We start from the raw sequence: 18760 nt of genomic DNA, 5'->3' as shown, positions 1-18760 counted from the left end.
CGCGTCGATCAATTGCTGGAGCATTGTGATGTTGGTTGAACTTGTGTAATTTTCTGTTGTTGTAAAAACCACGGCGCCGCGTCGATCAATTGCTAGGGCATTGTGATGTTAGTTGAAACCGCTTGATTTTCTGTTGTTGTAAAAACCATTGTGCCGCGCCGATCAATTGCTGGAGCATTGTGATGTTAGTTGAAATCGCTTGATTTTCTGTTGTTGTAAAAACCACTGCGCGGCACCTATGAGGGCTGCATTGTGATGTTGGCTGGCTGAAATCGTCAAGTCTGTCAGTTGCGGGCCATAGACTAAACTTTGCAATTTCTGTTTAAGCGCTTCAATAAAAAAGGGAAAGCTTTGGCTGACTGAGCCGCCAAGGATGATATCTTTGGGATCGTATACTAGTAAGGTTTGGGCGATCATGTGCGCCAAGTGTTCGCCAAAATGGGCGAAGGCTTGTAGCGCTTGGCTGTCACCTTCACAGGCTTTTTGGTACAAATGCTCACCACTCATCTGGTGATGAGTGGTGAAGTATTGCCCCGAGCAGTAGTGCTCAATAATGCCATCGCGATAACTCAAACTGCCGATTTCTCCTGCGGCGCAATGTTTACCCGAATACAACTGACCATTAAAAATCACCCCAGCGCCTACGCCTGTGCCTAAGGTAATCCCGAGCATGTCTTGATTGCTGTTGAGCACAGCTTCGCCAAGGGCAAAGAGGTTAGCGTCGTTATTCACAACAACATCCATTTCAAAGGTATTTTGCAGTTGCTGGGCTAACTGCGTTGCTGTCAGCGCAGGGATGTTGAGCACTTCGAGTAAAGTGCCGCTCTGCATATCCACCATACCGGGTATCCCGATGGAAATACCACAGGTTTCAGGCGTGAGGTGACTGTGGATACAGGTCACGAGGAAATCTAATAATTGTTCAAAATTGCCATCGGCGGGAACAGGATACCGCCAAGTGTCGAGTAAGGTTTTACCTTCCACCTGTGCCAACATCAGTTTAGTTCCCCCAAGATCTAAACATAGGACGCTCATAATAGCTTGTTGCCTCTCGTGTTGTTTGTTGCCATCGACTCGTTATTCTTTGAGGCCGCTTTTGTTGAAAATAATGTGGTGTTTTTAATCAAGGGACGAGCCGTTAGGGCCACATAACCTATGTAAGCCATAGGGATTAACAGCACTAACATCCCGAGCCGTAACTCGCCGGATAGCTCACTGATAACACCAATGATCGGCGAGATAAACGCACCGCCGATAATGCCAGTACAGAGAATGCCGGCGAATGATCCATGATCTTGAGTGCGCGAATTGAGCGCCAACGAGAAGATCACCGACCACATGATAGAAATGAAAAAGCCAACCAATGGGAAACAAATTAATGCTAGTTGGCTCGGTCCCCAAATCGCCACCAGAAAACAAACCAGTGAACTAAGGGAAAAACTGAGCAGCAAGATCTGACTGTCGATAAGTTTAAGTAGCAGTAAACCGAGTAGGCAGCCGAGCGTCATGTAAAACCAAAAATCGCTAACCACATTGGCGCCGACACTTAAGGTATCAAGACCATGATATTGCAGTAAAAAGACTGAGATACTGTTAGCAAGCCCTTGCTCAAGCGCAACGTAGGCGGCGATAGCGAAGAAGAATTTCAAAACGGTTTTATCTTTGAAAAGGCGTAAATGGGTCTCCAGTGCCCCCGCAGACTCATCTGCCAATTTATCCACTTTGGGCATCTTCACTAGGCTGGCAAAGAGCACCATGGCGAGTGCGACCACGGCAAATAACCAGTACATGGCAAGCCAACTCATGTTCTCGGGCAATAGCTGTTGCACATAGTTGGCTGATGCTGCACTGGCTTGATCTAAGGCGACAAAATGCTGGTACACCAGCGGCGCTAAGGTTGCGGCGCCGCCAAAGGCGAGTTGGGCCAGTACGGAGAAAAAGGCAAAGTGCTCAGGCCCCGCGGCTTGGCGCAGTAAGGGATTCACTGCTACCTGCAATAAACTCATGCCAGTGCCGATACAAAACAGGCTAAACATGGCGATGCTAAAGGTGGGCAGACACACAAAAGTCACGGCGCCGATAAACGCGAGGCTAAAGGCTAAGATGATCACCCGTTTTTCACCGTACTTGTCCACCAAAATTCCCGCAGGAATCGATGTCACGCCGTAGGCGATAAAAAACGCAAAGGGAAATAACCCCGCCAACGTCAGGCCGATAGCATAACTGTCAATTAACGCAGGGAAAATCGGCCCCATACTGTTGGTCATCAAGGAAATCACAAAGAAAGTACAGAGGACAAACAGAATGATGAGTTTGTGTTTCATGTGCTTAGCCAATTGAATTAAGTGAAATTCATTGTGGCTTGACGCTCGCCTTGGTGGTGATACGAATGGTGCCTCTGTCGATACTTTTCTCACATAGTCAAATCGTGTTTGCGCTGATTGGGCTGATTTACATCAGGTGCTGTAAATACTTGCTGTAGATAGTGGGCAGCAGATAGTTGCTGCGGATGAGCATAGAGAAAACCATGTTTTAGCCTCTGCTGATAACCTATTTACTTGTAAAATAGTTACCTTTAATTAACATTGGATAGAATAGAATAGAATAGAATAGAATAGAATAGAATAGAATAGAATAGTATTGGAGTGGCGGATTTTAGTATCACTGCAAGGCTGACTTGCTATAGACAATAGTGCGCGAAGGCACAGCTATTTCGCCGCGCTGATAGGTCAAGGCTGGCATTAAAAATAAGGTCTAAGTAATTGAATAATTTAACAGGTTTGCATAACGGCTAGCTTGAGTGAATGGCGTTGAACTATAAGAGCTGATTGAAGCTAAGGTAAAGGAATGAGCAACTGGAGTTTAATGGATGAAACCTCTGTGTGAAAAAGTGATCCCCGATGAAAATAGCTCTTGGCGTTACTTTCGTTATGAATGGGACCACATGGATCTCAATTGGCATTATCACCCCGAGTACGAAATCTGCTTAACCCTCAACAGTTATGGTATGCGTTATGTGGGCGACCATATTGCCCGTTATGGCGATTATGATTTAGTGATCATAGGCCCAGATATGCCCCACGGCTGGCAATCCGAGGTTAACCTTGGTGTTTCAACTGACGAGATATCAAATGGCAACGCGCTAAAAGACGACACTTCGAATGCGAGAGTGCAGGAAGTTGTTTATGTGGCACAAATTCCAGCGGTCTGGCTACACCAAATTGTGAATGAGCAACGTGAGTTAGCGTCTTTGCATTCACTTTTGACCCATGCCAAACGAGGTGTGTTGTTTAGTGAGGAAACGGCGCGTAAGGCCCATAGTGTGTTTATCGCGATGGAGACGGCCAATCCTTTTAGACGCTATATTTTGTTATTGGAATTATTAGCATTATTACAACAGGATAGTCAGCAAGAACTCTTGTCGAGCACCTTGTTTACCCACGGTAGTAAACTCGACTTTACCGTGAAAAAGCTCGATAAAGTGATTGAGCATATCTATGACAATTACACTCAGGCCTTGTCGGCACAGGATTTGGCAAAGTTGGCGCATATGAGCACCAATCACTTCCATCGCTTCTTTAAAAAACGCACCGAGAAAACCTTAACTGAGTTTATCAATCAACTCAGGATAGCTAAGGCGTGCAAGTTACTGCTGTCAAATCAAAGTCCGATATCAACCATCAGCGATCAGTGTGGTTTCAACAACTTATCCAATTTTAATCGGCGTTTTATTCAATTTAAAGGTGTCACGCCGAGTCGTTTTCGTCAGTGCTTTAGCAGTAAACAAAGGGCAATTTAACCATTCTTATCACGGATGCTTAGGCTGAAAATACTGCTCCACTAAGGTTTGGCTGTAGCGTATCGCTTGCGCCGTGATCTCCGCTGAAATCGGCTCAAATGGGCGCTTCAGTTTTGGGTCGCGGTAATCCATTCCCGCTAACAGCGCATACCAAGAAGGGCGAAAGTAGGCGAGTTGCTGATCGTATTGGTAAAGCAGCAGATCAAAGTCTTCCCCTTGATACCAAGCTTGCAATAGTTGCGTCAGCCTTTGGGAAATGGTGACTTTTCTCGCCGCCAACCAATAGGGTTCGCTGCGCTGGCTGGTGACATAATGGGCCTGAATATAATCCTTTATGCCGAGCACTAACTGCATGACCGCCTGATTGAGTGTTTGTCGACTTAAGGTCTCTGCCTGCTTATTCAATTGATAGCGCTCGAATAACGACATAAATTTTTCAAGGGTAAATTGGGTCATCATGATGGACGTGGCTTCGAGTGGTTCGATAAAACTTTGCGCGAGTCCTATCGCCAACACATTGTTGTGCCAAGCCTTGTCACTGACACCGACCCGCATTTTGAGAAACCGTACTTGGGTTGATTCAGGCAGATTAACACTGTGCAATAATTCTTTGGCCGCGGCATTGGCACTGAGGTGGCGACTGCTATAAACATAGCCATTGCCAAGCCTGTGGGTGAGGGGAATTTGCCATAGCCAGCCCGCACTGAGCGCCGTTGCGCGGGTATGGTACTTGGCTTGCTGTGCTTGGGTTTGCAATGCATGGTTTTGTAGATCATGGGTTTGCTGTGTTTGAGTGGTGTCCATTAATGCAGGAACAGGAACAGGTACAGTGACGGCGCTGTCGTTGAGCAGTTCATTGGCGAAGGATTGAAAGGGTACGCCTAGGGTTTTATGAATTAACTTAGCGCTAAAGCCGCTGGCATCGATAAAAAAGTCGGCGTTAAGTCGTTCGCCATTCGCCAGCATTAAGGCGTCTATATGTTGGTTTTGGGTTGTTGAAACTTCAATGACATCGCCGATGAGGTGTTTTACGCCGCGTTGGCAGGCATAATCTTTTAAGTAATTGGCCAGCTCAGTGGCATCGAAGTGATAGCCGTATCCGTTAGCGCAGGGCATTGTTTTATTCGGCCTTGGGCTGAGATTGTGCTTGGCCAATACGCCGCTGGAGAAAAATGCATCGGGTTTAACGGCATTCCCATGCCCTCGGCGTCTTGCATTGGCGTTGATAAAGAAAACTTCAGCGGGTTTCACATCCATTTGACAATAGAAGGGGTGAAAGTATTGCTGCCCGTCCCCATTCCAGTTGATGAAATCGATGCCAGTTTTATAGCTGGCGTGGCATTGTTCCATCCAATCTTTTTCGCTAATGCCTAAGTTGTCCATAAAGCGTTTTAAGTGTGGCGTTGAACCTTCACCAACGCCTATGGTGCCTATGTTGTCCGATTCCAGTAAACAGAGCTCAATGGCGGCAAATACGGGGTTATTCGCGAGGGCGGCCGCTGCCATCCAGCCTGCGGTGCCGCCGCCTAAGATAATGATTTTTCTGATTGCTTGCTTCACTTTCATGATTTATACCCTCTGCATTACCAACGCAAAAAGCCGACACTAAGGTCGGCTATGCTGTGACTCAAGTTCAAAATTTGTAGCTGGCACCGACGAAATAACGTGAACCAAATTCGATGGTATTTTGGGTTAATCCGTATTTAACATCATAGGATTGCACCACTTCATTGGTTAAGTTAACCCCTTCGAGTGAGATATCTAAGTTCTCCATTGCATGCCAAATAATCGAGGCATCCACTTGTTGATAGCTGTCGTTTAACACGTTTTGAATATTACCTACGCCTAAGTATTCTGAACGCCAGTTATAGGCGATACGGGCGCTGAACAGATCATCTTCGTAGAAGAGTGAACCGTTGAAGGAGTTTTCTGATACGCCTTCAATCATCTGCTCGGTGCCATCTGGGCGAGTGCTTTTACTGTCAACATAGGTGTAGTTGGTCAAGAAGCCAAAACCGCTTTCAAAGTTATGTTGTAACTGGATTTCAAGCCCAGTCACTGAGCCGCTACCGCCGTTGGCTGGGGCTGTGACACGGCATTTATCCCACTCGGATTCTGACGCGCCGCAACCTTCAATGTACTGAGTCGACTCAGTGACAAACACTACGTTATCAATATCTTTGTAGAACAAGGCCGCCGACAGCATAGAAGATTCAGTGAAGTACCATTCGATGCCAAGGTCAGCTTGGTTTGCCTTATAGGGTTTTAAATTTGGATTACCGCCGGTCGCAGTACCAAAGTTTTTCGCTATGGCTAAACCAGGTTTAAGATCGCTGTAGTTGTTACGCGCCATCACGGCAGAAGCCGAGGCACGTAGGATTAGATCTTCTTGCAGATCAAAGGCGACGTTGATGCTCGGTAGCCAATTATCGTAATTGACGGATTCATTGTAGGGCTTGCCATCGGCAAAACCAGTTGAGGTTTGGTCTGTGTTAACGTAACGCAAACCAAAGTTGCCACGATAGAATTCGCCGCTAAAATCCGCTTGGGCGTACAGGGCCAACATATCCTCTTCGACAGAGAAGGTGTTACCGAGATCGGCGACTTCCACTAACTCGCCATTGGCGTATTTCTCGCTGATAAACGCCCACCATTTGTCTTCATCTAACTTGGCATAGGAGTCGAGTACATTGCCGCCACTCTGGGAATGCAGGCCAGAAAGTACGCCATCGCTCCAGTTGGCTAGGTTGCCATTGGGCACGAAACCTAGGATTTCTGCGGGGTTACGGTTGAAGGCATTACGCTCGAAATCACTGGTGTTGTACTTAATCCCGACCGCAATTTTATTAATAAAATCATGATCGAGTTGATATTCGAAGTCAGACTGTGCGTAGGTGACTTTATGATCTTGCACTGTGGTTTCGTAGTTGGCTTCCTGCGCATGCTTGAACTGGCTAGCATCGTTGGCATCTAGGCTCGTGAGCACCACTTGATAGGGACCTGTGGCATCGTAACTAAAGCCACCATCTACACTGCCTTGACCATTAGGGAAGGCGGGATCGCCAATTTTGCCGCCTTGGTCCGTCGCAGGGATCCACCAAGAAGATGAGCCGCCTTGGGTGCCGCCATCTGAGGTCGATTGGCCAATGACGCCGCTAAGGGTGAAACTGTCCCCGACGTATTTTCCGGTTAAGTTGAGTACGTCAGACTCCATATTGACCGCGTGGCGTACCACAGGGTTATAAATAATCGACGCATACGCTGGCAGAATCGTTGCCGATGCTGTGCCGCCTTGGGCGTTATTTACTACGTTGGTGGAGCCCGAACCGCGGGCGCCAACGGTTAAGAAGTTATGGTTTACGTGGGGGATATCGAGTTCAAAATTAAAGTAATCTAAGGTGAACTCTGTTTTTTCAGTCGGTGCAAATTGCAGTGTAACTTGGGCACTGGTCCGTTCACGTTCGGCCCTAAATGCTTGTGAGCCAATCCCCCACGTCCCTACAGTTGATTCTTGGTTTTGCGCGGGATCGGCGGCAAAGTATTCATAGTAACCGCTGAGTGATTCTAATACATGCCGACCACTGGTGAGTTTTTCTACTGAGTAAGCGCCTAAAATACCAAATTTTTCATCGTCATTTTTCCAGCTTCCGACGAAAGATCCACTCGGATCTGTTTCATCGTACAGGCTGCTTTGGCTCAACTCACCCGCCACTTGATATGTGTGAGCATCGAGATCTAAGGGCTTACGGGTTTTGAGATCGACAGTGCCGCCCAGCGCACCTTCTTCAAGGCTAGCGGTTGGCGTTTTGTGGACTTCAACCGCACTGACTTGCTCGGCTGACAATAATTCCATGTTGAAGGTTCGAGTGGCAGGACCAAGATCATACCAAGAGGTGCTCGCAACGGTTTGACCGTTCAGCAAAATACGACTCTGTTCTGGCGCTGTACCACGAATGGTGACCCCACTCACTTCACCGTATTGCCTATCGACCGTCACCCCAGAAATGCGCTGCAGCGCATCACCGATATTTTTATCGGGAAACTTACCGATATCTTCCGAGGTGATAGCATCGACCGTGGAGTCGGCGAAGCGTTTGGTATTCATTGAGGCTTCAATCGAGCGACGTATGCCGCGTACTTGGATTACCTCAATATTTTCTGCTGTTGCCTCTTGTTGCTCCGCCGCGACTGCGGTTGAGCTCATCCCGAACAAGGCGTTAGCGATACATAATGCGAGCAAAGAGCTCTTAAATAGTTGACCTTCTGACATGTTATTGCATCCCTGTAGTGCTTTTATGTTGTTTTTTTCTCCAGTTAACTTACCTGTTATCGAATTGTTGATGCGGTACTTTTCACACTAGGATTGGTATTTTTCTATTGTCTTTGAAGGGGATGGTTAACTGGGTGCAAAGGCAGGATTTATCGACTTAGCGTAGAAAAGTATGGCTTGTTGCTAGGATGGTATAACTAATGCCGGCGGGATTACTCACTATAGATAAGCTAAACGGATGAGTGAACTCGCTGTCTACAGGTTATGAATTAACCAGTGCGTAAAGAGAACTAACTTATTCATCTTTAAACATTATTTATAGGATGAAATCATGAAACTGAAATCGATAGCCGTTGCAGTTGGGCTTTGTGTTGCGAGCTTGAGTACTGGCTTAAGTGCGGCCTACGCCAGCGATAAAACCATTTACCTTTGATGATGGTCCAATTGACGCGACCTTAGGGCTGTTAGATGCGTTAAAGGATGCCAATATCAAGGCGACGTTCTTTATTAATGCGTTTCATATGTATGGCGAAGGGGATGAAAACGAGGCGTTAGCGGCTGTCGCTCTACAACGCTTGCTAGATGATGGTCATATTCTGGCAAACCACAGTTACGATCATATGCTGCATAACTGCACTGATGGCGTGCAATCTGGCGCGGCATATTGTAATCAAGTTGGACTCTGGCCCGTAAAATCCTATCAAGATGCGGCCACCGATTTCACCTATTTTGTGACGAACACGGCCAAAGTGGTTGAGCTTATTCCTAATGCCGCCAGTTATCCCAATAACAAGATGACTAAGTTGGCACGTTTGCCTTACACCAATGGTTGGCGAGTGACCAGTAAACTCAAAGGCGATGGCTTGTGTGCGACATCCGATACTGTGCCGCCTTGGGACCCCGCTTTTGCTTGTACCGCAGAAACCTCGACCAACAGTTCGCAAGTTGCGGTGCAAATTCAAAACATGCTCGCCGAGAGTGACTATAAAATATTTGGCTGGGATCTAGACTGGGGACCAGAGGATTGGGGGGTTGCCTTTCCTGCTGAATCCATGGCTGATGGGGTTGAGCTGGTGGCAAAAGTCAATCAAGTGATCAACACCTGCGCTGGAACGACGATGAATCCGCTTAACAGTCGTACGCAGAACTTAGATTGTAGTGATGGTTTACATAACGGGAAAGTGGTTATCTTGACCCACGATTTCCTGTTTGAGAATGCTCACCGCGGACAAGGTGCAACCATCAACTTGCCTAAAATTAAGCGTTTTGTTGAAGAAGCTCAACGTCAAGGATATCGTTTTGATACGCTAGATAACTATGCCCCTGCTTGGCAGGATCAGCATAATTATCAACTACCTGAGTTTGTGTCCTATCAAGATAAAATCTATTCCTTAGTGCAAGCGCATTTCTCCCAAAGCAATTGGCAACCAAGCCAAACCCCAGCCTTGTGGAAAAACGAAAAGTAGTGATGTATTGGGCTGAGTATTTACTCAGCCCATCATATTGGTCGAGTAAAAGGCATGTTGCTGAACTTAGCCTGACAAAATTCAAAATAGCGGCATTTTTTACACTTTACCCACTTCGCTTTAACTCAGTATCTGTAATACTGCTCCGACATTGATTTGAAGTTTATCGGTGTTAGAAAAGTAGCGCATAACGAGCGCGATTGGGGAGAGAAGATGAGTACGTTTGTAAAATTAACCATAGCGGCAACCTTAGTGGTATTAGCTTTACTTGCTGCGGGTATTTACCGTTTCAACATGACCAATGATGATATTTATATGGTGATGGAAGATGGTAAGGTCATGCAATACGATGAAGCCATGGCGCATGAAAAAACTCAGGCTCAGGCGAATGAGATCGAAACTGTGACACCTTTTGAGGTAAAGCCTGTGGCGAATGCATCGGAAGTGATGCTTAAACTCTTTAGCTTAAATACCGCCAATCCTGTTGAAATAACGCTGCCTGAGGGCGGCAAGTCCGTTGCACTGACACATTTTATTAAGATCAAGCAAACAGAGTTTGCTATGGGCGACTACCAAGATGGTGAGATAAAAGGTCGAGCATTACTCGATTACTTGCGCATTACACCGTTAAATTTCGATCCCGCTCTAGAGCCGGACACCCAAAGTGACGCACCGATTCAAGATGATCCTAAAATGCAAACTATGCCCTTTGTGGCGCCCTTTATTGTGACGACTCAAGGTTCAGGCGTATTTTGGTATCTTGGATTGTTTAATCTGGATTTTAAACACAATAGCTTGAAACACTTAGGCAGTGTCATGCTTGGCGATCGAATCGAGGTGGATAGTATTGAACCTGTTTATCCTTTTGAAGCCCCATTTAAAATTGCTGTGACTTATCGTGATAGAGCGTCTGACCAACCCATGTCTGAAACCCCTGAAATAGTCAAAACCATAGAGATGATAGTGAGTGAGACCAGCATACATAAGTAACGTGTAAATGCCATTATGGATCTACGTAGGCTTATGCTAAGTTGTTTTTCGGTCTGTGGGTGATGTTTGCTTCAGTAGCAAGCGTTAGCAGGTAATAGGTCAGCATAAGATTTCGACAAGGAGAGTGTCATGCAAGTTAGCAAAATCACTGGGAAATTTGATGTTAAGCTCACTCCTGATAGCCCCTATGCTACTGGTATTGGTGGTGTGACGTTAGGACGTATGGGCTTAGATAAAACCTTTTATGGTGAGCTTGAGGGGCGCAGCAAGGGGGAAATGCTCAGTGCTATGACGTCAGTCAAGGGCTCAGCTGGCTATGTGGCCATTGAACAAGTGGTTGGTAATTTGTGCGGTAAGCAGGGCAGTTTTGTATTACAACATTTTGGCATTATGACCGATGGACAAAATCGTCTGATCTTAGAAGTGATACCCCATTCTGGGGCGGGGGAGTTGCAGGGGTTAACTGGCACTATGACCATCAATATTGAGAATGGCCAACATTTTTATGCATTCCAGTTTGGCTTTGAAGCTTGAGTAACGCCTGTGTTTTAGCTCAGTTTTCTGTAACTCTTCTCCTTTATGATCATTCGAGTCATCTGAATTCACCCTTCTTAATTTAAGCGAGTAAGTCTTTTCGATTGAGTCTGAAAATGGGCATAAAAAAACCAGCTGAGGCTGGTTTTTTTGATTCTTTTTTCATAAAGCACTATCGAACCTTGAGTCTAGATCGGTGTGCTGTTACTTAAAATACGTTTAATTTAAAAAATGCCGTTGTCGCGAGAGTTAAGACACTTTTTTAACAACTTTAATTTTATCAACGACCTTTTTCACATCGTCGGTATTTTCGGCAATTTTCAGTGCTAGTTGACGTTCGGCATCGCTGGCAACTTCACCTTTCAATGTGACTATGCCATTGGCAACATCCACATTAATTTGGGTGCCGGATACGTCAGTTGAAAACAGTAAACGCGTTTTGATGACTGTGGCAACTTTAGAGTCAGTTAAGGTGGCAACAACTTCACTGGTGCCTTCTTTTTCATTCATCACAGTGAGTTGGTTATCGACATCTTTCACCCCATCTAAGCTCTTGATGAGCTCTGTGGCGAGGGCTTTATCCACACTGCTTTCCACTTTACCTGTTAATGTCACTTTACCATCTTTGACATCTGTAATGATGTCGAAGGAATTGAGATTCGTGTTGAGCAGTAAAGTGGTTTCTGCTTTACCATCGATCCACGCATCCTTGGTTCCGCCTTTCCAATCTTGGGCGGCGGCCACATTTAAACTGATTGAACCGACAAGTAAAGCCACTAGTACTGATGCTGTTGTAGTTTTCATAATCATATCCTCCGTTGTTTTCTCGAAGCTAGATAATGCGCCAATCGTGCCAATGTTTTTAAGGTAATGATTTTTAATGTTTAAATTGTTTTGTCTGGCGTTTTTATACCTTGGCATTTTCCTTTAGGTCGGTCTTTTTTACCGACAAAATGTAATTTTTTCTGGCATGCTGAGCCATCATTCGAGCATAAAAAACCGCACTCATCAGTGCGGTATTATGTCTGTAGTAAAAGTGGAGGGGAGTCGGTTAAATATGGCTCACTTAGCGACAGGGAATTAATGGTGATTGAGCGATCCCGTACCGTCGTAACTCATTTGCAGCCAAGCGGCACCCTCTGCAAGTTGGTTTGCAAGTTGTGGCTGATGCGCTTGCCTTACTGCTTGTTTTATTTGGATTAGCACTTGCTGCTCTATGTCGACAAGAGCGGTCATTGCCTGCGAAATTTGGCACTGTTGCAGCAATTCTGTTGCTTGAGTATAAGTGACGGGCACGGTGTGACTTAGGCCATTAATTGGCTCGTCAGCCAAACGTCTCAGCTGTTCAAACCGAGTTAACATTCGTTGGTGGATGTTAGCTTTGGCGGAAAAAACACGCTTAAGATTATAGTCTTCGACATACCTCCTCGCTTGGTTGTAAAATGTGAGTCCTTCCTGATTCAGCTTGATGATTTCATCGATCAACATGATATCGGCGCGGATATCAGTCTGATGTTGCACAACATTAGACTTCATTATGGGCCTCCTAATGCCAGTGTTCGACATAGATTGTTTAACTGCTTGGGTAAACTGATTTTGTTTCGTTCAGCTACCATGCATATTCTGTTCTCGTTTTTAATGATATTTTAACAGGCTGATTTTTAGACTGATATTCTCAGTTCATCGAGATATCATCTTAGAACATCGGCAACTATTACCGTTGCTGTTGTTAAAATTTCATGGCTGACATACAGTAGTTTTTCATACAGGGAGTAGATACGCATGGCTCGACTGACACTTTTTTATCACTTGCAGGATGTTGGCGCCGAGCAAGCAATCATCGAACTTGCTGGCGCTGCTGACTTTAATAAGCTACGCAGTGTCGATGATTTGCCTTGGATAGAGCAGCTAGGGGCAAATCACGTCGATGTTGCCATTATTGAGTTATCCAGTCTTAGTCGAGAAGATTACCTTGTGCTGCTGGATAATGCGGCCATGTCAAATATTGAGTTTATTTTTCTCTCCGATGGTCAGCCAAACCCTAATCTTGATCAGTTAATGTCTCATTTTGCTGGTTACCACTTTCGCAAACCTTACGATATGCCGCTAATCAGCGAAATTTTTGCTGATTTTGCACAGTATTTAGCATCATCGCCTAATCGACTGCATCCTTTTGCTAGCGAGCTAGACCAATACGGTTTGCTTGTTGGTTCATCAGCTCCTATGCACAAGCTATATCGCACAATTCGTCGCGTCTCTGCGACAGGCAGTAATGTGCTGATTATTGGGGAAAGTGGGGTCGGGAAAGAACTGGTTGCTAATACCATACATCTTGCCAGCCCTAGGGTAAACGAGCCTTTTATTGCAATTAACTGTGGTGCATTAAGCCCTGAATTGGTCGACAGTGAGCTGTTTGGTCATGTCAAAGGTGCATTTACGGGGGCGAATCGCGATCACAAAGGCGTATTTGAACAGGCTGAAGGCGGAACCTTATTTCTCGATGAAGTCACCGAAATGCCGATTGATCATCAAGTGAAGTTACTCAGAGTGTTGGAGAATAGCGAGTATCGTCCTGTGGGTGGCGACAAAGTGCAACGTGCAAACGTACGTATTGTGGCAGCGACTAACCGTGATCCCATAGTGGCGATAGAGGCTGGGTTATTTCGAGAAGATTTGTACTTTCGTTTGGCTCAGTTTCCCATTCGCGTTCCGCCCTTACGGGAACGTGGCGAGGATATAATTGGGCTTGCGCAGCATTTTCTTGCCTATCGTAACGTGGCCGAAAAGCAGAATAAGAGCTTAGCTGAAGACTGTATTCAGATGATTGCTAAGTACCCTTGGTCTGGTAATGTGCGCGAATTAAAACATGCAATTGAGCGAGCCTATATTCTGGCCGATCAGGATATTTTACCCAGCCATTTACAGCTACCTCAGACGAATGAAGTGGGTTTATGTGGTGGTGAACAAGTTGTTATCCCCCAAGGCATGCGCTTAGATGATTTAGAGAGAATCGCTATTTATCAAGCACTAGAAACCACTCAAGGTAATAAAACGGATACCGCCGAACAACTGGGGATCAGCGTTAAAACCCTCTACAACAAGCTCAGCAAGTACGAGCAGCAAGTCGAGACTGGTGAAACGACTGCTGAATAAACATTAATTATCAAATTAATATTGAAACAGAGCTAAACTTTATACTCTTTTTTTTGTAAATAATAACTCCTATTCTACAGCCCTTAAACAGAAAAAGCGGAGATAGAATATGAAACACTTATTAACAACAGCATTATGGCTTTCTTTGACAGCCAGTAGTTTTGTAAACGCCACCCCAGTAGTAGGAAGTCTTGAAACAGTCGCTGAATTGCCAATACGACCTGGCAATGTCAGCGTCACTGCACAAGGTCGGATTTTTGCCACAGTACATCCATTTGATACACCATCAGGTTTGCAATTGATTGAAGTTAATCGTGAGACCAACGCTTATAAAGCTTGGCCTTCAATGGATTTGCAAAAAACATCGACAGCCAATACTGCTCAATTTGATACCTTATTAGGTATTGCTCAGGACAAAGCTGGACACCTCTGGACCGCAGATATGGGGTTAGAATTAGGCCAGACAAGGATTTGGGGATTCAATATTAAGGACGGCAGTCTATATAAACAAATCGTCTTACCACAAGCTCTCGCGCCTAAAGGCAGCTTTATGCAGGATCTGGTTGTCGACTCTCAAAAAGGCTGGATTTATTTAGCCGATATCGCCAACCCTGGCCTCTTAGCGGTGCGTATCGACGATGGTCATACAATACGTTTTTCAGGTCATAGCTCGCTGCAGGCCGAAACGGATGCAGTAATGAACATAGATAACAAAACAACATTGTTTAATGGCAAAGTCGCCAGTGTAGCGGTCAATCCAATCAGTTTATCTGCCGACGGAAGTACACTCTATTATGGTGCAATGAATGGCACTCACTGGTATCAGTTATCGACTGCGGCTTTACAAACAGGCAATAATGATAAAATTATCGCCACGGTAAAATTAGTCGGAGCCAAGCCAGTATCAGATGGCGCAGCAACGTCCAAACAAGGTAATCATTACTTTACCAATTTGAACCACAATGCCATTTCTATGCTAGATAACAAAGGCACGCTAACAACAGCGGTCAGTTCTCCACTACTGGATTTTCCAGATAGTGTGCAATTTGGTGAAACAGGCTGGTTATATATTTCAGTGAATCAATTACATAAAGCAAAAGCCTTTAATGGAAAAGCCGAAACCGCCAAACCGCCTTACCGCATCATGCGACTCTGGACCGGTGAGGATACTGCTGCGGGTCAATAACACCTTAGCTGCAACTGCAAAGTTGCAGCTTATATTTGCAGTATGAGTTATATCGCAACTGTTTATTTACGTTGATGTGAGTCTTTGGTTTAACTCGAAAGCGTCTAGAAATGAGTTAGGTGTTGATTGTGCAAACTATCAATGCCTCTTATTGTTACTGGCACAGGTCAATATTGAATGGTGAGATAATTTTTGGAACAAGGAACAAGTTCAGTGAAACTCAATCAACCTTCTAAAAATGCATTTTATATTCAAACTCTGAGTACTCAGTACCGACCTCTATTATGGCTGTTTGCTGCTGGGTTATTACTGCTTGGTTTACTCTGCGCCAGAGCAACCTATTTACAACCCGATCCGATACTACAGCTCGTTCTCGGCTGGGTAACACTGTTTCTATTGTTACCCGTGTTACCGACTGCGTTTGTTCAGCAACAGTGTTGGTTAGACGCTGAGCAACAGCAATTGTGGCTCGGTAAAGGTTTATTCAATGGGAGGTATATGGGATTGTGGCGGTGGCGTTCCTATGCCTTTTCGGATATTCACTCCGTGCAACTCTATCTGCTGCAAACAACCCATTGGCACCAGTTCGAGCGTAATCGCCAAGCAGAAGATATCGTTGAGCATTATCTCGCCTATCTACAATTGCAGCAGCCTAAGGGCGCGCAACTAAAATTGGCTAACAGCACTGATAGAAAGGAATTACAACAAGTTCTACAGCAATGTGCGCAGGCGATAGATTGTAAATTTCAGGATTTTAGTAACACCACTCAAAAATCACTTCCCAAAGGTAGTGAATTTAATTTCATGCGGGTACTGGTTCTGCTGGTTATATTTATTTTGTTGAATATTTTATATTTTTTGTTCGTTCTATAAATGCTCAGTCATCCAGCCTAAAAAGTTAGGCTGGATGTCCTCCACAACGATCACTCATCTTGCTCAGTGGTTTCCTGATAAGGAACAAACACTTTAAGAGATGCTGGCTGGACTTCTATAGTGAGATCCGCTGGCTCAAATACTTCACCATCAATCACATATTTACACTTAGGCTGGCTGCTGATGGTGACCTTTTTAGCATGTGCATGATGGACTTTACTTGCACTCGCTTGTTGATCTCGCACACTCTTATTGCCCTCTTTTACCCATCCCGCAATCGCTAATTCAGCGAGGCTAAGCAACTGCTCTTTGGGTTCATCGCCAGCATCCAGCCAAGTAATGTCGAGCAAACCGTCGGTCATGTTTGGCTCGCCATCGCCCTGCGCCAACACGCTGGTAAACGGTGCGGCATTGGCAACGATTAGGCTATGGGTCGTCAATGTTGTGGGTTTTGCATCATCTAAGCTGAGCTGGATGGTTAAAGTGATATCGGCATTCACTGCGCGCCATAAGCCATCGAGGTAGGCAAACTGGCCGAGAGCATTTTTACGCTCACGGTTTGCGGATTCAATCATTTGTTGCTCAAACCCTATGCCCACAAGCAACAACACTAACGCCTCATTACAACGCGCGGTATCAATGGCTTGGCAATGCCCTTGAATAATATTATCCAGCGCCTGAGAGATAGGAATAAGCTTACTGCCTAAACCAAAGAGGGCATGGCTGAGTGCATTAGTTGTGCCAAGAGGAATGATGCCTAAGACGATATCCGTATCAACGATTTGAGAGGCCACTTCAGTCACAGTACCATCGCCACCACAGGCGATAATGATATCAGCGCCTGCATTACGGGCTTGCTCGGCGAAGACATTTGCAGTTTCGTCTGCTGTTGTGAGTTTTAAAGTCAGGTCAAAATAGGCTTTGAGTTCATCTTGGATTTGCTCGCTGTATTCTTGCCATTTCCCGCCACCAGAGACTGGGTTGGCGATAATCCACGCCACTTTGTGGATGTTAATTTTCCCTTGACTGAGCATGCGATCTAGCGCGCGTAATTGCCATTTGTTTAAGCCAGCGGTTTTGCGAATTTGCTTTATCTGTTGCAGTACTTCGGCGAAGTGCTGTTGTTTATCTTTACAAACCAAATAAGCGGCGAGTACCAGCACTGAGCGGCCACGACCCATAGCACAGTGGATGAGTACCTGTTTATTGGCGCGCACTTGGCGGTGCAGCCAGTTAACGGCTTGATTGAGTTGGGCGCTGGTCGGTACGCTATGGTCGAGGATGGGAATATTTAAATACTCGATATGATCTTCAAATTGCGACCAATCTAAGCCATCAAATTCAGCGGTGACATCCAGAATGGCAGTGATCTTATTGGCTTTAATCGTTTCCAGATCTGCGGAAAAGAGTCTACAGCCGAGATACAGATGTTCATCAATCCTCTGCATGGGCGGTACTGAATCGTATTTTCTGGCCCAGTGGTTATAGAGTCGACTGCCTAATAAAAAGGGAATAAAACCCCAACGAATATACCAAGGAATAGTGCCATCTTGGCGTTTTCTAAAAATACTGGCGAGATTAAACCAATAGGCTGAACCGACTAAAAACAGTGACAGACTTGTCCATGCACAAATGAAAGTGAGCAGGGGAGAAGTGTCTGTTACTGCAAAATAGGCTAACAATACTGCACCTGCAGTGTACAAATATTTGATGTGGATCTTCGTTAGCATGCAAGTCCTCCAATGCCATTATTCTTGGTTAAAATCGTTGCACTTGAATGGATAGATGTCGAGATGAGAGATGCAGAAATGAGCGAGTCTAAACCAAAAGGGTGGCAATAGACGAGTCTATTGCCACCCTAAAGTCAGGTTTGTTTAGCACTTAGTATCTTTAGCTTTAACACCTTCTTTGACTTCTTCACAGGCATCTTCGATGGCGTTACCTGTATCAGTCATTACTTCATCGATTTTTTCGCCCGCGTCTTCGGCTTTGTTATCACTACAGGCCGTTAAACCTAGGGCGAGTAATAATGCGAATGCTGCACTTGTCATCAGGGTAAATGGTTTCATATCTATCTCCTTTTCTAAAAAAATTATAGTCGCGGTGATTTACCCTTAAGGGCATTGATCAGCAGAGAAATCACTAATAACACAATAAATATGAAGAAAATGATTTTCGCTATTCCCGCCGCTGCGCCAGCAATCCCAGCAAATCCTAACAACCCGGCAATCACGGCAACAACTAGAAATACTAATGTCCAACCTAGCATAATAACCTCCTGCCCTTGTATTAATCCTTCTCATGACCGTTTGTGTCACTTGTAAGGTAACGGCTAATGGCTCTTACTTGATTGCGATCTTAATGCCAACTTTAAAAATTTTAAGTAGTTAATTGATTTTAAATATAATTTAAATCATTTTATTTAAAATGGTGTGAGTGAATTAAAAGAGGGGTAGGCAATTTTTACCTAAGCTTCGGTAAGAGTTTCA

General features: G+C 45.1%; 16 protein-coding genes. 7 read left to right on the top strand and 9 right to left on the bottom strand.

Annotated elements, in window-relative coordinates; translation table 11 throughout:
- Positions 1–162: 162 nt before the first annotated feature.
- Together L5M17_RS02590 and L5M17_RS02585 are read right to left on the bottom strand one after the other, a co-directional pair.
- The gene (locus L5M17_RS02590) at positions 163–1035 is read right to left on the bottom strand and encodes an ROK family protein (RefSeq protein ID WP_263145012.1); all 873 of its coding nucleotides are present in this window, start codon (positions 1033–1035) and stop codon (positions 163–165) included.
- Entirely contained in the window at positions 1032–2324 is a 1293-nt protein-coding gene (locus L5M17_RS02585) for an MFS transporter (RefSeq protein ID WP_263145008.1), read from the bottom strand. The genes L5M17_RS02590 and L5M17_RS02585 overlap by 4 nt, the downstream gene beginning before the upstream one ends.
- 545 nt (positions 2325–2869) lie before the next feature.
- On the opposite strand from L5M17_RS02585, the gene L5M17_RS02580 reads away from it, so the two are divergent.
- Positions 2870–3799, top strand: a complete 930-nt coding sequence (locus tag L5M17_RS02580; RefSeq protein WP_219250156.1) for an AraC family transcriptional regulator — start codon at positions 2870–2872, stop codon at positions 3797–3799.
- A gap of 9 nt (positions 3800–3808) precedes the next feature.
- Here the strand turns inward: L5M17_RS02580 and L5M17_RS02575 are convergent, their stop codons facing one another.
- Entirely contained in the window at positions 3809–5365 is a 1557-nt protein-coding gene (locus tag L5M17_RS02575; RefSeq protein WP_263145006.1) for a tryptophan halogenase family protein, read from the bottom strand.
- A gap of 67 nt (positions 5366–5432) precedes the next feature.
- Complete coding sequence (locus L5M17_RS02570) at positions 5433–8069, bottom strand: TonB-dependent receptor (protein WP_263145003.1); 2637 nt, start codon at positions 8067–8069, stop codon at positions 5433–5435.
- Positions 8070–8464: 395 nt separating this feature from the next.
- Between L5M17_RS02570 and L5M17_RS02565 the strand changes: the two genes are divergently transcribed.
- The 3 genes from L5M17_RS02565 (at position 8465) to L5M17_RS02555 (ending at position 11059) form a co-directional block, all read left to right on the top strand.
- Positions 8465–9535, top strand: a complete 1071-nt coding sequence (locus L5M17_RS02565; RefSeq protein ID WP_263145000.1) for a polysaccharide deacetylase family protein — start codon at positions 8465–8467, stop codon at positions 9533–9535.
- Between the two features lie 213 nt (positions 9536–9748).
- On the top strand, positions 9749–10525 hold the full coding sequence (locus L5M17_RS02560; RefSeq protein ID WP_263144998.1) for a hypothetical protein: 777 nt from the start codon (positions 9749–9751) through the stop codon (positions 10523–10525).
- 129 nt (positions 10526–10654) lie between these two features.
- The gene (locus tag L5M17_RS02555) at positions 10655–11059 is read left to right on the top strand and encodes a DUF3224 domain-containing protein (protein ID WP_113941065.1); all 405 of its coding nucleotides are present in this window, start codon (positions 10655–10657) and stop codon (positions 11057–11059) included.
- A gap of 249 nt (positions 11060–11308) precedes the next feature.
- Here the strand turns inward: L5M17_RS02555 and L5M17_RS02550 are convergent, their stop codons facing one another.
- Positions 11309–11863, bottom strand: a complete 555-nt coding sequence (locus L5M17_RS02550; protein WP_105249747.1) for a BON domain-containing protein — start codon at positions 11861–11863, stop codon at positions 11309–11311.
- Between the two features lie 276 nt (positions 11864–12139).
- The gene (locus L5M17_RS02545; RefSeq protein WP_028760642.1) at positions 12140–12595 is read right to left on the bottom strand and encodes a hypothetical protein; all 456 of its coding nucleotides are present in this window, start codon (positions 12593–12595) and stop codon (positions 12140–12142) included.
- Positions 12596–12841: 246 nt separating this feature from the next.
- On the opposite strand from L5M17_RS02545, the gene L5M17_RS02540 reads away from it, so the two are divergent.
- The 3 genes from L5M17_RS02540 to L5M17_RS02530 all read left to right on the top strand — a co-directional run bounded on the left by L5M17_RS02540 (position 12842) and on the right by L5M17_RS02530 (position 16271).
- On the top strand, positions 12842–14212 hold the full coding sequence (locus L5M17_RS02540; RefSeq protein WP_028760641.1) for a sigma-54 interaction domain-containing protein: 1371 nt from the start codon (positions 12842–12844) through the stop codon (positions 14210–14212).
- 109 nt (positions 14213–14321) lie between these two features.
- On the top strand, positions 14322–15398 hold the full coding sequence (locus tag L5M17_RS02535) for an L-dopachrome tautomerase-related protein (RefSeq protein ID WP_168823228.1): 1077 nt from the start codon (positions 14322–14324) through the stop codon (positions 15396–15398).
- 213 nt (positions 15399–15611) lie between these two features.
- Complete coding sequence (locus L5M17_RS02530) at positions 15612–16271, top strand: hypothetical protein (protein WP_113941067.1); 660 nt, start codon at positions 15612–15614, stop codon at positions 16269–16271.
- Between the two features lie 50 nt (positions 16272–16321).
- On the opposite strand, the gene L5M17_RS02525 is transcribed toward L5M17_RS02530, so the two are convergent.
- The 3 genes from L5M17_RS02525 to L5M17_RS02515 form a co-directional block, all read right to left on the bottom strand.
- Positions 16322–18001 carry a diacylglycerol kinase family protein gene (locus L5M17_RS02525; protein WP_263144992.1) on the bottom strand — a complete coding sequence of 560 codons (1680 nt, stop codon included), beginning with the start codon at positions 17999–18001 and terminating at the stop codon, positions 16322–16324.
- A gap of 144 nt (positions 18002–18145) precedes the next feature.
- Complete coding sequence (locus L5M17_RS02520) at positions 18146–18340, bottom strand: hypothetical protein (RefSeq protein ID WP_028760637.1); 195 nt, start codon at positions 18338–18340, stop codon at positions 18146–18148.
- Between the two features lie 23 nt (positions 18341–18363).
- Complete coding sequence (locus tag L5M17_RS02515; RefSeq protein ID WP_028760636.1) at positions 18364–18540, bottom strand: DUF1328 family protein; 177 nt, start codon at positions 18538–18540, stop codon at positions 18364–18366.
- Positions 18541–18760: the final 220 nt, after the last annotated feature.

Origin of the sequence: Shewanella sp. SW24 (genome assembly GCF_025653395.1) — a bacterium.
GTDB lineage: Bacteria > Pseudomonadota > Gammaproteobacteria > Enterobacterales > Shewanellaceae > Shewanella > Shewanella oncorhynchi.
This window is presented reverse-complemented; position numbering and strand designations above follow the sequence as displayed.

Excerpts from the sequence above, each read along its gene's own strand:
- L5M17_RS02590 (WP_263145012.1), bottom strand. The coding sequence starts at position 1,035 with ATGAGCGTCCTATGTTTAGATCTTGGGGGAACTAAACTGATGTTGGCA.
- L5M17_RS02585 (WP_263145008.1), bottom strand. The coding sequence starts at position 2,324 with ATGAAACACAAACTCATCATTCTGTTTGTCCTCTGTACTTTCTTTGTG.
- L5M17_RS02580 (WP_219250156.1), top strand. The coding sequence starts at position 2,870 with ATGAAACCTCTGTGTGAAAAAGTGATCCCCGATGAAAATAGCTCTTGG.
- L5M17_RS02575 (WP_263145006.1), bottom strand. The coding sequence starts at position 5,365 with ATGAAAGTGAAGCAAGCAATCAGAAAAATCATTATCTTAGGCGGCGGC.
- L5M17_RS02570 (WP_263145003.1), bottom strand. The coding sequence starts at position 8,069 with ATGTCAGAAGGTCAACTATTTAAGAGCTCTTTGCTCGCATTATGTATC.
- L5M17_RS02560 (WP_263144998.1), top strand. The coding sequence starts at position 9,749 with ATGAGTACGTTTGTAAAATTAACCATAGCGGCAACCTTAGTGGTATTA.
- L5M17_RS02555 (WP_113941065.1), top strand. The coding sequence starts at position 10,655 with ATGCAAGTTAGCAAAATCACTGGGAAATTTGATGTTAAGCTCACTCCT.
- L5M17_RS02550 (WP_105249747.1), bottom strand. The coding sequence starts at position 11,863 with ATGAAAACTACAACAGCATCAGTACTAGTGGCTTTACTTGTCGGTTCA.
- L5M17_RS02545 (WP_028760642.1), bottom strand. The coding sequence starts at position 12,595 with ATGAAGTCTAATGTTGTGCAACATCAGACTGATATCCGCGCCGATATC.
- L5M17_RS02540 (WP_028760641.1), top strand. The coding sequence starts at position 12,842 with ATGGCTCGACTGACACTTTTTTATCACTTGCAGGATGTTGGCGCCGAG.
- L5M17_RS02535 (WP_168823228.1), top strand. The coding sequence starts at position 14,322 with ATGAAACACTTATTAACAACAGCATTATGGCTTTCTTTGACAGCCAGT.
- L5M17_RS02525 (WP_263144992.1), bottom strand. The coding sequence starts at position 18,001 with ATGCTAACGAAGATCCACATCAAATATTTGTACACTGCAGGTGCAGTA.
- L5M17_RS02520 (WP_028760637.1), bottom strand. The coding sequence starts at position 18,340 with ATGAAACCATTTACCCTGATGACAAGTGCAGCATTCGCATTATTACTC.
- L5M17_RS02515 (WP_028760636.1), bottom strand. The coding sequence starts at position 18,540 with ATGCTAGGTTGGACATTAGTATTTCTAGTTGTTGCCGTGATTGCCGGG.